Origin of the sequence: Aerococcus viridans (genome assembly GCF_001543285.1) — a bacterium.
Classification (GTDB): domain Bacteria; phylum Bacillota; class Bacilli; order Lactobacillales; family Aerococcaceae; genus Aerococcus; species Aerococcus viridans.
The window spans coordinates 791,156-807,174 of sequence record NZ_CP014164.1; the positions used below are offsets into that span (position 1 = coordinate 791,156).

Here is a 16,019-nt window from a genome sequence, read left to right on the forward strand (position 1 = left end):
TCATGCAAAAAAAGGCGTAACAGTGACAACTTATACATTATTTGTGTAATCGACGTTTACCTTTAGTTGAGAATCGAGTATAATCAGATGTTTGAAGAATGAAGCTGCGGCCAAGTAATTAATAAATATGATACAATGAGGTTAACAAGCAAAAGCACCGTTTTAAGGAGAAAAATATATGAGCGCACAATTAGGTACCGTTACTACAGCGTTGGTAACCGATCAAAATGACAAATTTTATTCAGTACAAAAAGAAGGTATTACTTACCAGCTTGATAAGAGTGAAGGGGATTACCAATTAGGTGATGCAGTCCAAGGTTTCATTTATGAAAATATGAAACACACTAAAATGATGACCACCCAATTGCCTGACGTTCGTCAAGGACGTTATGGTTGGTCGACTGTTACTGCAGTTCGTAAAGACTTGGGGGTCTTTGTAGACATTGGTTTAGCGGACAAGGAAATTGTGGTTTCTTTAGATGACCTACCAAGTGAAAAACACTTATGGCCGAAAAAAGGCGACCGCTTATTTATCCGTTTAGAAGTGGATAAAAAAGAACGGATTTGGGGTAAATTAGCTGAAGACCAAGTTTTCCAACAAATTACCAACAAACTATCACCCCAATCAAAATCTTGGACCAACCAAGAAGTGAAAGGAACCGTCTATCACGCAAAATTAGTGGGGACTTATGTAATTACAGATGACTATTTCCTAGCCTTTATCCATGAAAGTGAACGCTTGGAAGAACCACATCTAGGACAAGAAGTACAAGGGCGTGTCATCGGTATCGGACAAAATGGGAACTTAAATATGTCCTTGAAGCCATTAGCCCACACGGTAATTTCTGAGGATGCACAAATGATTTTGGCCTTGTTACAACGCCAACCGAATCATTTCTTGCCATACCACGATAAATCGAATCCAGATGATATCCGTGAATACTTTGGTATCTCTAAAGCACAATTCAAGCGTGCCTTAGGAAACTTATTGAAGAACGGTCAAGTTGAACAAGTTGAAGGCGGCATCCGTCTTAAATAATGAGTCATTAAAGGTTTATCAGCGTAGTTTGATGCATTTCATTTCCTTGAGAAATTACATCACCCATCAAGTAGATAAACCTTTGACTATATATGTTTTTGTTAATTGAAGAAAGGGTAAGCATGAAGCTAACTGAAGTGATTGAAGATTTTTTAAATACCATGCGTGTAGAAGAAGGGTTGGCAGAAAATTCCATCATCTCCTACAAGCAGGAATTAAACCGAATGATGACCTATTTAAATCGACAAGGCATTGAAAAGGTCCAAGTCATTAGTCAGGATACAGTGTTAGACCATTTAAAGTGGATGGACGAAGACCATTTGGCCACGTCAACCCGGTCACATTACGTGTCAACCTTGCGTCATTTCTTCCGCTACCTAAAATTGGATGGGGTCATCGAAGACAATCCAATGGAGAAGATTTCTTTACCCAAGAAAACCCAACATTTACCAGCTGTTTTAACCTTAGACGAAGTTGATCGGATTTTAGCGACGCCAGATATCACTAAGCCACTAGGGTTGCGGGATAGAACCTTGCTAGAAACCCTGTATTCAACCGGCATGCGGGTATCTGAAATCATCCATATTAAACTAGAAGATATCCATTTAGATATGGGCTTTATCCAAACCATTGGTAAAGGGGGTAAAGAAAGACTAGTCCCAATCGGTGAGATGGCAGAAGACTGGATTAACAAGTATCTAACAGAAGGGCGCCCAAAACTAGTAAAAGATGAAGACGAGACCCAGGGCTATTTATTCGTGAATAACCGGGGTAAACCTTTGTCTAGACAGGGTGTTTGGAAGAACTTGAAGAAGATGGTGATGATGGCTCATATCACTAAAGACATCAGTCCCCATACCCTGCGCCATTCCTTTGCTACCCATTTACTTGAAAATGGGGCGGATTTAAGAGTTGTCCAAGAACTCCTTGGCCACTCTGATATTTCAACAACGCAAATATACACTCATATTCATGCCCAACATATGAAGGATATTTATAATCAAAATCATCCGCGGGCATAAAAATACAAGGAATGTTTGCATAACCACATACTTAATTAAAAAGGCAGGATTATCCTGCCTTTTTTTGCATGTTTTCAGAAAAGGGTTATTTATTCCCTGGTTTGAAACCCTAAATTGTTTCATGTAATTTATAATGTATATAAGGGTATAATAAAATTCGTTGAATTACCTGGATCTTCTGTCTCCAACGAGTCATTTCGGATGACCAAGGGAAAGAAACAAAGAAAACATAAGAAAGCAAAAGGAGGCGAAAGTGTATGTTACAAGTAGAACATCTACGAAAAACCTTCGGCAGAGTTGTCGCAGTAGATGATGTATCATTTGAAATTCAACCGGGCACCATACTTGGAATTGTTGGCCAGAATGGATCTGGCAAAACCACAATTTTTCGAATGATTCTAAATTTTCTAACACCAGAAAATGGGGGCCAAGTTAAATGGGACGGTCACCCCTTACACATGAAGAAAGTGTATGACACGGTGGGGTACTTACCCGAGGAACGTGGACTTTATGAGACCATGACCATTGAAAAACAAATCATGTATTTTGCCCGCTTGCGTGGCATGAAAAAGAAAGAAATCAATGCCAAAATTGATGAATGGCTAGAAAACTTCAATGTTAAAGGCGACCGTAAAGATAAGATTAAAACCTTATCCAAAGGGAACCAACAAAAGGTCCAATTGATTGCTACCTTAATCCATGAACCAAAATTGGTCATTTTAGATGAGCCATTTTCAGGATTAGACCCAGTAAATGCTGGCTTTTTGATGGAAGGTATCCTACGACTGCGCGATCAAGGCGCATGTATCATTTTTTCAAGTCATAATATGGCCAACGTACAAGATGTTTGTGATTCAGTTGTTATGATTCATAACGGAGAACAGAAACTGTACGGGCAAATTAATGATGTGCGTAATGCCTACGGAAAAACAAGACTGTTCATCCAAGCTGAGGGCTGGGATCAAGAAGCCCTAGCCACATTAGAAGGGGTAGAATCGGTTAGTCAATTGACAACAGGGGAATATAAGTTAGTCCTAGCAGATGAAAATATAGGGCCTGAATTATTTAAGACCATCTCAAATGGCGAATACATTCAATCCTTTAGCCAACAACCGCCAACTTTAGATGAAATTTTTAAAATGGAAGCAGGTGGACGTCATGAGAAATAGTCGTTTAGGTATTATTATCGAAGAAGTCTACAAGAAAAATGTCATGTCATGGTCATTTATTATGCTATTACTAAGCCCCATCTTGATGGTCGCTGTGGTGGCTATCATTTCCGGCGTTATCAGTATGGCAACTGCTTCTGATTCAATCGGTACGGTTTCCATCATTGGTGCCAGTGACCAAACAGCCAGCGCAATTGAAATGGAAGACAATGGCCAGAACCAATTGATTTTTGACCAAGATGTCGACCAGGCAAATGAGGCGCTAGTTAACGAGGAAATTGACGGCTACCTAATCATTGACGAAAGTGATCCGGAAGCTATTCAAGCTGACTTCTACAAAAGTAATACCGGGAAGAACATCTCAACTACTGGCTTCCAGACTGTATTAGACAATATTCAATTATCCAACCGGTCGCAAGCATTAGGCCTGACAGAAGAAGAATCCAGCCATTTAATCGATTCAAACGTGGCCATCCAAAGCCAGACCATTGATTTAGAATCCGGTACCAGCGAAAGTGACCAGAATATTCAATCCATTGTACGAACAGGTGTCGCCTACCTTGTATCCTTTATCGTATTCATGTTTGTCATGAATTACATCTCCATCATTTCCCAAGAAATTGCCGTGGAAAAAGGATCACGCATCATGGAAATCGTTCTATCTTCCATTTCATCAACCACTCATTTTATGGGTAAAATGTTGGGGATTTTCCTTGTATTACTGACACAAGTTGCCTTCTATGCAATCTTACTAGGCGTCATCTTTATCCTGATCATGAACACGCCAATGCCAGCAGAATTACAAGCCCTATTAGGGGACGAAACAATTCCAGGCCTAGTATCTAACTCAGCATCTATCATTGCTTGGTCCAGCTTATTAGCCTTCTTGGGGATCATCACTTATTCAGTATTGGGTGCCTTCCTTGGATCACTTGTTTCAAATGTACAAGATGTAAATAAAATGATCACACCGATCATTCTATTGAGTATTATTGGTTTTTACATCGGGATGTTTGGACTAGGTTTCTCAAACAATATCTTAGTTCGAGTAGCCTCACAAATCCCATTCTTCACACCATTTGTCATGCCATTCAGAATAGCTGCTGAAACCGTATCGACCCAAGAATTAATCTTGTCGGTCATTATTTCACTACTATTCTCAATCCTTTGCCTATGGTTATCCGCCAACTTCTACAAGTCAAATGTCCTGACATACTCAGACAAAGGCTTATTCGGCACACTGAAACAATCTTATACTTTAAGACAAAGTGAGAAAAAGGTATAGCGACAACTATCTAGTCAGATCTGTTTAGACCTGGCTATTTTTATCGAAATCGATATGGGAAAGATTAACCATCGTGACGGACCACCACTTGTCATCGGCCATTTATTAAACTGAAACTGTGCGTTTTTTTGAAAGAACAAGTATACATCACCGTAGGTTGACGATTTATAATCAGGAAATTTGTTAAACATACATATATTTTACAGTTTATCCAAAAGGTACATTATATTATCAGCTAGCAAAAACATGCAATAACAAGTATGTAAAGCGTGCTTTTCGTAGTTGGGTTCGTTCGACCAGCTCAAGTCCACTTCAAATTAGTTTGCATCACACTGCGTATGATACGGCATTAATTTTCCAGTGTTATTGAGCTAAACGGTCTCTCTCGCAACTTTAAAAATTTTTAATAAAAATTGCCTTGATTGCTGATGTATGCTAATGTACTCTTACACATACTTTGTTATTATGCAAAAGTAAAAGGAGGGCAAAGATGTTAGTGCCTTATACAAGAAGATACGAGAAAATCGTAATGGGCCTATTATCCTACATCCCTGAGTTTAAAGAATTTTCTGAACTTACAGAAGAAATGGATAAAATTAATCAGCAAGAACGTAAAATCTATTTATGGAAAGAAGCTGATTCTGATAATATCATCGGTTTAGTAGGCTTCGACCAACATGATGATACAGATACTTTAGTCGTGCGTTATTTATCGATCAATCCTTCATTTAGAGAAGAAGGACTTACTTATGATTTATTAACGGCATTAAAGAAAGAATTTCCAGTGTACACCCTTACTGGGGTAATTTCTCTTTCAACTATTTTGTCAAAATGGACAAAACGTCGTCAAGAAGAGTTGGACAAGGAATTGGATAATAAACAAGAAAACACACCCCAAGTCTAGGAGAAAAGTGTCAGGATGAACGAACATACAAGTGAATTAACATTGGATCTAGCGGCCTTTGAGGGGCCGCTTGATTTACTATTACACTTAATTAAAGATTTAAAGGTAGATATTTTTGATATTCCCATAAATTTGGTTACCGACCAATATTTAGCCTATATTCATACCTATGAAGCCTTATCTCTGGATATTGCTTCAGAATATTTGGTGATGGCGGCTACTTTATTGGAAATCAAAACCCAAATGATGCTACCAAAAACGCCTAAAGAAGCGGTTGAGGAAGAAGATGATCCACGTGACTCATTAGTGGAACAATTACTTGCTTTCCAGCAATACCAGGAAGTTTCCCATATCTTAGCGGATAAACAGGCTGAACGGTCGTTGGAATATACCAAGCAACCATCAGACTTATCGGCGTATCAAAAGAAAATCCCTATGACGGGTCGCCAATTAACGCCTGATGACTTGTATAGAGCCATTCAAAAGATGGCCTTCCGCTTGAAAAATCTACAACCTATCCAAACCACGATTGCAGGTGAGACTTACTCAGTAGGAACTGCAATGGCGGATATTCGACAAGCCTTCGTTGAGGCGGACCGGGATGTATTGATGTTTCAAGAAGCCGTTTTTCTTGGAAAAATTCAATCGCGTAGTCAAATTGTGAGTATGTTTTTAGCAATTTTGGAATTAGTGAAGTCAAATGAGTTATACTTATACCAGGAAGACTTAAGAGCAGATATTCAATTGATTAGACGGGAGGAAAGTGAATGAATGCAGTCGCTGCAATAGAAAGTTTACTTTTCGTAGCAGGTGAAGATGGGATTGCCGTCGATGAACTTGCTAATTTATTAGATATAGGCCAGGAGTGGGCTTTATACTACGTGATGGTTTTGCGAAATCGTCTCCAACATGACCCCCAATCTGGATTAAGAATTACCGTTATTAACGAACGTGTTCAATTAGTGACTAAGGCAGCATATGGTGAAGTAGTGAAAAATTACGCGGTTTCTCCTTTTGCGACGAAATTGTCTCAAGCGGCATTGGAAACATTGGCGATTATTGCCTACCAACAGCCGGTCACACGAATGACGATCGATGATATTCGAGGTGTTCAGTCATCTAATATGATCCATAAATTACTAGAGCGAGATTTAATTATGGAAACGGGCCGTCAGGATTCACCAGGTCGGCCGATTATTTATGGGGTAACGTCTTACTTCTACCAATATTTTGGCTTGGAGTCCTTAGAAGACTTGCCGGACATTCACAATCTAGTCTTAGATGGCTCGGTAGATGAAGAAACCCTTTTTAAAATTGATGATAACGGTGAACCTGAGCAAAAAGATTTTAACCAGACAGACTTTAACCAAACAAAAACACAAGAAACGACTGAATAGGTCACCAATAGGAGTTATTTAAAGATGGAAAGATTACAAAAAGTGATGGCACACGCAGGTGTTGCCTCGAGACGTGAGTCTGAAAAATTGATTGCCGCAGGACGGGTGAAAGTAAACGGTGAGGTTGTGAGAGAGTTGGGCTATAAGGTATCTAACAATGACCGTATTGAAGTAGACCAAGTACCAATTTACAAAGAAGAGCCAGTTTACTACGTATTTTACAAACCAATTGGTGTAATTTCTGCAGTGAAAGATGACAAAGACCGGAAAGTGGTCACTGACTTTTTCCCAGGAATCGAACAACGGATTTATCCAGTAGGACGGTTAGACTACAATACCTCAGGACTTTTGTTATTGACCAACGACGGTGAATTCGCCAATACCTTGATGCACCCACGCTATGAGATCAACAAAGTCTATGTGGCTAAAGTTGAGGGTGTGATAACCGGAGAAGAACGTAAGCAATTAGAACGAGGCGTTGAAATTGACGGCGTGAAAACTGCTCCAGCGCAAGCGAAAATTCTTTCTGTTGATAAGGACAAAAAGACTACTATTATCGAGTTGGTTATCCATGAAGGGCGTAACCGCCAAGTCCGAAAAATGTTAGAAGCAGTTGGACATCCAGTTACTAAGTTGAAACGTGAACGTTACGGATTTTTAGACCTTAAAGGGTTGAAACCTGGTGATAGCAGAACCCTATTAAAACACGAAATCGAAGAATTGTTAGCAAATGCCAAGAAAAAGTAAGCATCCTACTTGAAAAAAGTAAGATACTTGCTATAATAGGTATTGTAATCAAATAAATTTGAAGCAATCTTCAGGGCAGGGTGAAATTCCCGATCGGCGGTAAAGTCCGCGACTCCCATTTGGGACTGATCTAGTGAAATTCTAGAACCGACTGTAAAGTCAGGACGGAAGAAGATGGGCGGACTATGTCTGTTTGCCTATACTCTTTTTACCTTGAAGGTGGAAAGAGTTTTTTTATTTCCACTTTTGAGTGCCAACCCCATGAAGTAGAAAAGGAGAGAAATTCACATGGGAAAAAATCACACTAAAGAAATCGTATTGGTCGCAATTGTCGGGGCACTATCATTCATATTGATGTTTATTGGTTTTCCAATCATCCCGGCCTTACCTTACTTGAAGGTAGACTTTTCACTTGTACCAATCTTACTCGTCGCATTCATTTCAGGACCTAAAAAAGCAGTTGTTGCCAGCCTAATCGCCAACGGTTTACATTATATGTATACAGGTGGTGAAATGGGGATTCCAATCGGTGACGCAACAGCCTTTATCGCGACTATCGCTTACATCTTGCCAATTTACTACTTATTGAAAGATCAAATGGCGACAGTTTACACAGGCAATAAATCAACGAAAGAAATGAATTTCGGCAAAACGATTGCTGCTTACCTAGCTGCAACCCTTTCTTTAACATTAGTAATGACTATCTTAAATTACTTCGTGATCACACCATTCTACATGCAAGTCATGAACTTTGATGTAGGTAATATGCAAACATATATCCTTGCGGGTATCATCCCATTCAACTTGTTCAAAGGGGTATTGGTTTCCCTTCTAGCACATTTCGTCCTAGTTCAAACCCTACCAACCCTAGTCAATCGATTCGGTACGCGCGAATATTCACACCATTAAAAGTGAAGCATGGTCAATTTTCTGGTATGATAGACCCAGAGAATCATGTCGGTAAAAAATAGTAGGAACGTTGGAGGGATAGGATTGGATACTTTATTAATGGCGATTGCTTTTAAAGCCCAAGCCCTACCCCCGAATTCCGTATATCAAGTGTTGATTGGCAAGCGAACAGCCACAACACTTTTTTTTGCATTTTCAAACAATTTAACTGCCTATTTCGGTCTTTATCCAAAACTTAAAAAAGACGCATGGATGTCCTATACCCAAAATGTAGCTAAATATATCTCGGTGGACGCTGTCTTACGCCAAAACGATCAAAACAATTATATGCATTTGTTAGTTGATGAGATCCTTCAAAAACGAAACGGTCTGATTATCCCAAGTCACCACCACAAGCACCACTTAGCCTTCAAATTATTGCTGCAAGTTCTATCCAATATTCAGGCCGAAAACCCACATTATAGCCCAATCGTCCAGGATTTGGAAGTTCAACAGCTGATCAAAGATTTTATTTCAATGGCCAAAAGTGCAGACGCGCCCCAAGTTGGCTTACAGGCTATAACCAAAAGCCTTCACCAGCAACTCGCTAAGGAACTATCTGCCTTCCCAGACCAGGCAGCTCTCATTTTCCTAGAACAGTTTGAAGGCGCCAAATTACCGGCACAAACCCTTGAACAAGTAGCAGAAAACCATCAGATTTCGAAGCGGGCAGTTGTCATTACCCAACAGGCCTTGATGGATCAAATCTATCAAAATTGGGTAAGTGGTCATACTTTAGGGGCAGAAACTCAATGGCTGCAAGTTTTTGCCCAAGGGGTTTTTAACCAATTCCCAATTTGGAATCAAACCACGCAAGATACTTTAAATTTAATCAACCAAGGTTGGTCACTTCAAAAAATTGCTGATAAAAGACGGTTAAAATTATCTACCATAACAGAACACATCATAGAAATTACCTTGAGTTTTCCCTGGATAATTCAACCAATTGTGGTTGAAGAACTTAATTTGAAAGACATTTCCCCCCTTGTAAGCCAAGAGCCAGATGAGAATTACGAGTCCTTTAAAGCGAGATTCGGCGAGAAAGATTATTGGTTATATCGGTATTGGCATATCGTCTACCAGAAAGGAGCCCATGATGACAGATTGGCATAAACGCCTGGAAGAAGTGACAGGTTACCAGACATTCAAACCCGGGCAATTGGCGAGTTTAGAGGCTTTAGACCGACAGGAAAACGTGGTGGCCATTTTACCAACTGGTGGAGGTAAATCTTTAATATACCAAATCAACCAATATAATGAATCTGGTGTAACGTTGATCATTTCCCCTTTGATTTCCCTGATGCAAGACCAAGTCAGTCAATTACAACGGATGGGATTAGGACGGGGCATTGCCTTAAATTCTACCTATGACCGCGGGGAACAAGCTTATATTTTAAGTCACCTATCTGACTATCAATTCCTATTTCTATCACCAGAAATGCTCCTGAAAGATCAAGTAATCAGGTCCTTACAACGGATGGACATTCAATTATTAGTTGTTGATGAAGCCCATTGTATTTCTCAATGGGGTTACGACTTCAGACCGCAATATACTGAATTGAAAAAGGTTCGTCAGCTCTTAAAACAACCAAAAACATTAGCCTTATCTGCTACTGCCAACCAATCCACACTAGCAGATATCAAGGCTTACTTATTTGAAGAGGGAGAACCTATTCAACTGGTAAAAGAATCAGTTGACCGACCAAATATTTTCTACCTATTCGATGAAATTGACGCCGGTGAAGTGAGGGTAAATAAATTGCAGGATTGGTTAGACCGGTTGCCTAAGCCAGGAATTGTTTATGTCCACCATAAAAGTGAACTCGAAGAACTCAGCCAATGGATGAAAGATCATACAGATTTGCGGGTTGCTTCTTACCATGGGGATAGAAGTCTAGAGGATAGGCATATCATCCAAAGTCAGTTTCTACAAAATGAATTGGATGTTGTTTTTGCAACGTCAGCCTTTGGTATGGGAATTAACCATGGTCATATACGCTTTGTCTTGCATTATCATCTCCCTAAGAATATGGCAGACTTTATTCAAGAAGTCGGGCGGGCAGGACGAGATCAGGAACAATCAGTGTCAATTGTCTTATACGATCATCGCGAGGCAGCTAGACTGCAGCAAATGCGCCGGTTATTAGAAGACGAGGCAGACTTGTTGGATGATTTATTGGAACGGCTGTTTAAACAGGCCTTAACCCAAAGTGAAGTTGACCAATACGCAGATAGCATAAGTGCCATGTTGTACTTTTACCGCCATCATTTTACGGATCACCAAACAGCAAAAGTACATGCCCAAAAACTTCGTCAGGAACGGCTACGGCAGATCTACCAAATGTTAGATTTAATGGCTACTGACCAGTGTTACCGGACTTTCTTATTAGAACAAGCCGATGAACAGGTAGTGGATAGACCAGAATTATGTTGCAGTAATTGCCAACCTGACTATGACAGTCAACCGATATGGCAAGACTTAATGGCCCGACCGAATCGAGTGACAGTCGAAAAAGACCAACATGATGATTACAAGGGAATGTGGACCCAACGTTTGCAGCACTTATTATCTTGAAAAGGGTCCATAAAGTTTTGTTAAATTGCCTAAAGAAATACTGACATAAAAAGGGGTTCATGGTACAATTCTTAGTGTTAAGAAAGGGGTATATGGATGAATTTCTGGGACAAGTTGACGAAAAAAAATCATGAAAATACAGAAGTAGAAACTGAACAGGTTTCAAAACAAAACAGTTCAGCATCTTCTGACCAAACCCCCCCTACAAGTGATGACTTTCAGAATCAAGGGTTTGGCGAATTTGAGAATTTAAAAAATCAAAAGTATACAAGAACGGCCCGCAATAAGAAGAATAATCAAGATACGATATCGACAACATCTAAGGTAATTGCCTTCTTGCTATTTGTAATGATTGTTGTACCGTTCCTTTTGATTGCCTATATGAATAATGAAGACAAAGTGCCTGAACCGGAATCAACTGAGCAGGTCATGATTTCTAAAACGCAAAATGTTGAATCAATTTCAAAAGCCAGTGAGTCAGCATCTATATCAGCTTCCGAATCTGTCTCCGAATCTGTCTCTGAATCAATTGCTGCCTCAGAAAGCGCAGTTGCTGCTTCAGAATCAGAATCAGCTCGCCTAGCTTCTGAACAAGAATCTTCAAGTATTGCAGCCAGCGTAGCTGAGTCAAATGCAGCAGTAGCAGCGTCAGAAGCTGCAGCGCAAAGTGCCGCTGAATCAGCTTCAATTGCTGAATCACAAGCAGCCGCAGCCGAAGAAGAATCAGCTTCTTCTGAAAGTGCGTCTGAATCAACAGGCACTTATACTGTTCAGGCAGGGGATAACCTATATCGGATTGCAGTGAACAACGGTATGACCCTAGATGAATTACTTGAATTAAATGGTTTAACACAAAGTTCTAGCATAGGACCAGGAACCGTTTTACGTGTAAATTAATAGAATGAAAGAGTGGTGGACAGATTGTCTAAAGCGATTCAAGTCGCAATCGATGGACCAGCATCGTCTGGCAAGAGTACAATTGCCAAGAAAATTGCTAAAAAATTAGCCTATGTTTATTTAGATACAGGTGCCATGTACAGGGCAATTACATTACTAGCCTTAGATGGACACATTCCAGCTGAAGATGCTGACGCATTAAAGGCCTTAGCTGAAGCGAGTGAAATTACCTTTGAGCCAGGGGAGAATGGCCAGCGCGTCTTAGTTAACGGACAGGACCAATCAGAGGCCATTCGTACAGACCGTATCTCAAAAGCAGTTTCTGCTTACTCAGCAGTTTCTGAAGTACGCCAGGTCCTAGTTGAAAAACAAAGAGCCTACACGCAAAATGGGCAAGGCGTTGTAATGGACGGCCGTGATATTGGGACAGTGGTATTGCCGGATGCTGAAGTGAAAATCTTCCTAACAGCATCTGCTGAAGAACGTGGGCGTCGTCGCTTTTTAGAAAATCAAGCCAAAGGTTATTCAGAAATGAATCTTGAAGACTTGATTAAAGATATTAAGCGTCGAGACTTGTATGATTCGACCCGAGAAGATAGTCCATTAGTACCTGCAGACGATGCGGTCATGTTAGATTCATCTGATTTAACACTTGAAGAAGTAGAAGATTCTATATTAGCTGAAATCAACCGTGTAATTGCATAATTTATATTGCAAAAAATACTATCAATCACAAAAAGAGGTAAAATTCAAGCGAATTCTACCTCTTTTTATTATCTTTGAGGAATAAATGTTGAATATAGTTTAAATAAATGATATAATAATAATTGATCATTGGCTTAGTGCGAATGAGGTAGTACATTTAGGAGAGGATTTAGAGTATGTCAAACGAATTTGAACAAAATCAAAATAATGAAGAAATTCCATCAATGGAAGAGATTCTTGCAGAATCAGTAGAAGTAAAAATTGGTGATACAGTAACAGGTGAAGTATTATCAATCGACGATAACCAAGTAATTGTTGGTATCGAAGGCGCAGGTGTTGAAGGGGTTATTCCTTTCAAAGAATTATCTGCTCAACCAATTGACTCAATCGAAGAAGTTGCTAAAGTTGGCGACACTTTAGAGTTAGTTGTTATTAAACAAATCAAAGAAAAAGAAAATGGTTCATTCTTACTTTCTCGCCGCCGTATCGAAGCGAAAAAAGTATGGGCTGAATTAGAAGTTAAAGCTGAAAATGGTGAAATTATCACTGTTCCAGTTAAGAGCGTAGTTAAAGGTGGATTAGTTGTTGATGCGGGTGTACGTGGTTTCATCCCAGCTTCAATGGTTGAAGACTTTTTCGTTGACGATTTCTCTCCATACAAAGGCCAAGAATTAGAAGTTAAAATTGTTGAAATTGACCCTAGCGAAAATCGTTTAATTTTATCTCACAAAGAAATCGCTGCTGAAAAACGCATCGCTGAACGTGCAGAAAAATTAAACTCATTCCAAGAAGGCGATAAAGTAACAGGTACAGTAGCTCGCTTGGCTAACTTCGGTGCATTTATTGATTTAGGTGGTATCGATGGTTTAGTACACATCTCTCAAATCGCTCAAGCACACGTTAACCATCCTTCAGATGTATTAAGCGAAGGCCAAGAAGTTGAAGTATTAGTTCTTTCAGTTGATGAAGAACGTGGACGTATTTCACTATCTATTAAAGCTTTACAACCAGGACCATGGGAAAACATTGAAGAAAAAGCGCCTAAAGGTGCTGAATTAGAAGGTACTGTACGTCGTTTAGTTGACTTTGGTGCATTCGTTGAAGTATTCCCAGGTGTTGAAGGTTTAGTACATATTTCTCAAATTTCTCACGACCACGTTGCTACACCAGGCGAGAAATTAACAGAAGGTCAAGCTATCCAAGTTAAAGTTTTAGACGTTGATGCTGAAAACGAACGTTTATCATTATCAATCAAAGCTTTAGAAGAAGCACCAGAAGCTGATGCATCTGCACAATCTGCTGCTCCTCGCGAAGAAAAACGTCAAAACAAACCTCGCAAACAAAACAACAACCGTCGTAACAATGCTGCTAATGCATCATCTGACGATGAATCAGGTTTCACTTTCGGTGACTTATTAGGTGACCAATTGAAAAACTTCGATTTCGGTGATGATAACGAATAATTTTATTAATAAACCATAAGTCTGGTTTGATGGTAGGTTGGGGAAACTCACCTACCTTTTTTATTTCAATGTTTGCTATTGAAAGGAGGCAAAACGATGTCTAATTTAACAATTGCCATTGTCGGCCGTCCAAACGTAGGAAAATCTACCATTTTTAACCGCGTTGTTGGAGACCGAATTTCAATTGTCCAAGATGAACCTGGCGTTACCCGTGATAGAATTTATGCACAGGGTGAATGGTTAGGAAAACAACTAAATGTAATCGATACTGGTGGTATCGAATTTAACGACCAAGATTTCATGACACAAATTCGCTTGCAAGCTGAAATTGCCATGGAAGAAGCAGATGTTATCATCATGATGACTAATGTCCGTGAAGGTGTGACAAAGACAGACTCTCAAATCGCCAGCATGTTACGCAAGACAGATAAACCTGTCGTACTGGCTGTAAATAAGGTGGATAACCCTGAACAAAGAGCAGAAATTTATGATTTCTATTCATTAGGTTTAGGCGATCCATACCCAATTTCTGGATCTCACGGTTTAGGTATCGGGGACATACTAGAAGAAGTATTCCACTTGGCACCAGACGATATTGAAAATGATGATGACGATGATACTATTTCATTCGCCTTAATTGGCCGTCCAAACGTAGGTAAATCTTCTTTGGTCAATGCAATTCTAGGTGAGAACCGTGTAATCGTATCGAATGTAGCGGGGACAACTCGTGACGCAATCGATACATCTTTCGAGGATGACGGACAAGTTTATAAAATCATTGATACAGCTGGTATCCGTAAACGTGGTAAAGTATACGAAGCAACTGAGAAATATTCAGTGATGCGTGCCATGCGTGCAATTGAAAGAGCTCAAGTGTGTCTAGTTGTTTTAAATGCTGAAGAAGGTATCCGTGATCAAGATAAAACGATCGCTGGTTATGCCCATGAAGCAGGACGCGGGATTATTATTGTGGTAAACAAATGGGATACTCTTGAAAAAGACAACCATACTATGAAGAAATTCACTGATGACATTCGTCGTGACTTCCAGTTTATCGACTATGCACCGATCATTTTCGTATCTGCAGAAACCAAACAACGTTTAGTGCAACTACCAGAAATGATTGCCCACGTTCACGGTAACTTCAATCGTCGTGTTCAATCATCATTATTGAATGAGGTATTGGTTGATGCGATCCGTATTAACCCAGCACCATCTGACAAGGGTCGAAAATTACGTATTTACTACCTAACACAGGTCAAATCTGCACCGCCAACTTTTGTGGCATTTGTCAATGATGAAGAGCTAATGCACTTCTCATATGAGCGCTTTCTTTCAAATCAAATCAGAAAATCTTTTGATTTTTTAGGTACACCTATTCAAATCATCACAAGAAACAGAAAATAACAAAAAAGGTTTAAAACAAGCATATTTTTAACCAAAAACGTTGTTATATAGCGGTTTGTATGGTATTCTATAAAAGGATTATCTGAGAGACATTTCGATTATCCCATATATTTATCTTTGAATAAATATATCCGAAAGAATTTCGGAGGAGGTGAAATTAGAATGGCAAATAAAGCAGAATTAGTACAAAACGTTGCAAATGCAGTAGGTGATTCTAAAAAAAGTGTAGCACCAGTTGTAGATGCAGTTTTCGAACAAATCGAAGCATTTTTAGCTGACGGAGAAAAAGTTCAATTAATCGGGTTTGGTAGCTTTGAAGTTCGTGACCGCGCTGCGCGTAAAGGTCGCAACCCTCAAACTGGCGATGAAATCGAAATCCCTGCAAGCAAAGTACCAGCTTTCAAACCTGGTAAAGCATTGAAAGATGCAGTTAAATAGAAACAATCTATAATCGTTGATAT

The 16,019-nt window shown here is 39.6% G+C and carries 16 protein-coding genes and 1 riboswitch; all 16 genes read left to right on the top strand.

What is annotated here, in order from left to right:
* Nucleotides 1-178 precede the first annotated feature (178 nt).
* The 16 genes from AWM76_RS03815 (at nt 179) to AWM76_RS03890 (ending at nt 15,996) form a co-directional block, all read left to right on the top strand.
* Entirely contained in the window at nt 179-1,039 is an 861-nt protein-coding gene (locus AWM76_RS03815) for a CvfB family protein (RefSeq protein WP_003143446.1), read from the top strand.
* Between the two features lie 122 nt (nt 1,040-1,161).
* Nucleotides 1,162-2,061 carry a site-specific tyrosine recombinase XerD gene (gene xerD, locus AWM76_RS03820; protein ID WP_039935953.1) on the top strand — a complete coding sequence of 300 codons (900 nt, stop codon included), beginning with the start codon at nt 1,162-1,164 and terminating at the stop codon, nt 2,059-2,061.
* Between the two features lie 257 nt (nt 2,062-2,318).
* Entirely contained in the window at nt 2,319-3,230 is a 912-nt protein-coding gene (locus AWM76_RS03825; RefSeq protein WP_003143443.1) for an ABC transporter ATP-binding protein, read from the top strand.
* On the top strand, nt 3,220-4,515 hold the full coding sequence (locus tag AWM76_RS03830) for an ABC transporter permease (protein WP_039935952.1): 1,296 nt from the start codon (nt 3,220-3,222) through the stop codon (nt 4,513-4,515). The genes AWM76_RS03825 and AWM76_RS03830 overlap by 11 nt, the downstream gene beginning before the upstream one ends.
* A 490-nt stretch (nt 4,516-5,005) precedes the next feature.
* Complete coding sequence (locus tag AWM76_RS03835; protein ID WP_003143439.1) at nt 5,006-5,419, top strand: GNAT family N-acetyltransferase; 414 nt, start codon at nt 5,006-5,008, stop codon at nt 5,417-5,419.
* Between the two features lie 15 nt (nt 5,420-5,434).
* Entirely contained in the window at nt 5,435-6,190 is a 756-nt protein-coding gene (locus tag AWM76_RS03840; protein ID WP_003143438.1) for a segregation/condensation protein A, read from the top strand.
* Nucleotides 6,187-6,816, top strand: coding sequence for an SMC-Scp complex subunit ScpB (scpB, locus tag AWM76_RS03845; RefSeq protein ID WP_003143436.1), 630 nt, complete (start codon nt 6,187-6,189; stop codon nt 6,814-6,816). Before AWM76_RS03840 ends, scpB begins: the two co-directional genes overlap by 4 nt.
* 24 nt (nt 6,817-6,840) lie before the next feature.
* Nucleotides 6,841-7,563, top strand: coding sequence for a pseudouridine synthase (locus AWM76_RS03850; RefSeq protein ID WP_003143435.1), 723 nt, complete (start codon nt 6,841-6,843; stop codon nt 7,561-7,563).
* 62 nt (nt 7,564-7,625) lie between these two features.
* Nucleotides 7,626-7,743: riboswitch (FMN riboswitch) on the top strand.
* A 108-nt stretch (nt 7,744-7,851) separates the two neighbouring features.
* The gene (locus AWM76_RS03855; RefSeq protein ID WP_003143433.1) at nt 7,852-8,472 is read left to right on the top strand and encodes an ECF transporter S component; all 621 of its coding nucleotides are present in this window, start codon (nt 7,852-7,854) and stop codon (nt 8,470-8,472) included.
* Nucleotides 8,473-8,556: 84 nt separating this feature from the next.
* A complete protein-coding gene (locus AWM76_RS03860; protein ID WP_235585517.1) occupies nt 8,557-9,624 on the top strand; it encodes a helix-turn-helix domain-containing protein in 1,068 nt (355 codons plus the stop codon).
* Entirely contained in the window at nt 9,608-11,086 is a 1,479-nt protein-coding gene (locus AWM76_RS03865; protein WP_106427333.1) for a RecQ family ATP-dependent DNA helicase, read from the top strand. The genes AWM76_RS03860 and AWM76_RS03865 overlap by 17 nt, the downstream gene beginning before the upstream one ends.
* A 96-nt stretch (nt 11,087-11,182) precedes the next feature.
* Nucleotides 11,183-11,983, top strand: coding sequence for a LysM peptidoglycan-binding domain-containing protein (locus AWM76_RS03870; protein ID WP_003143428.1), 801 nt, complete (start codon nt 11,183-11,185; stop codon nt 11,981-11,983).
* A 24-nt stretch (nt 11,984-12,007) separates the two neighbouring features.
* Entirely contained in the window at nt 12,008-12,688 is a 681-nt protein-coding gene (cmk, locus tag AWM76_RS03875) for a (d)CMP kinase (RefSeq protein ID WP_039935951.1), read from the top strand.
* A 176-nt stretch (nt 12,689-12,864) separates the two neighbouring features.
* Nucleotides 12,865-14,151, top strand: coding sequence for a 30S ribosomal protein S1 (gene rpsA, locus AWM76_RS03880; protein WP_003143424.1), 1,287 nt, complete (start codon nt 12,865-12,867; stop codon nt 14,149-14,151).
* Nucleotides 14,152-14,247: 96 nt separating this feature from the next.
* Nucleotides 14,248-15,558, top strand: coding sequence for a ribosome biogenesis GTPase Der (der, locus tag AWM76_RS03885; protein WP_003143423.1), 1,311 nt, complete (start codon nt 14,248-14,250; stop codon nt 15,556-15,558).
* A 162-nt stretch (nt 15,559-15,720) separates the two neighbouring features.
* Nucleotides 15,721-15,996, top strand: a complete 276-nt coding sequence (locus AWM76_RS03890; RefSeq protein WP_016897591.1) for an HU family DNA-binding protein — start codon at nt 15,721-15,723, stop codon at nt 15,994-15,996.
* Nucleotides 15,997-16,019 lie beyond the last annotated feature (23 nt).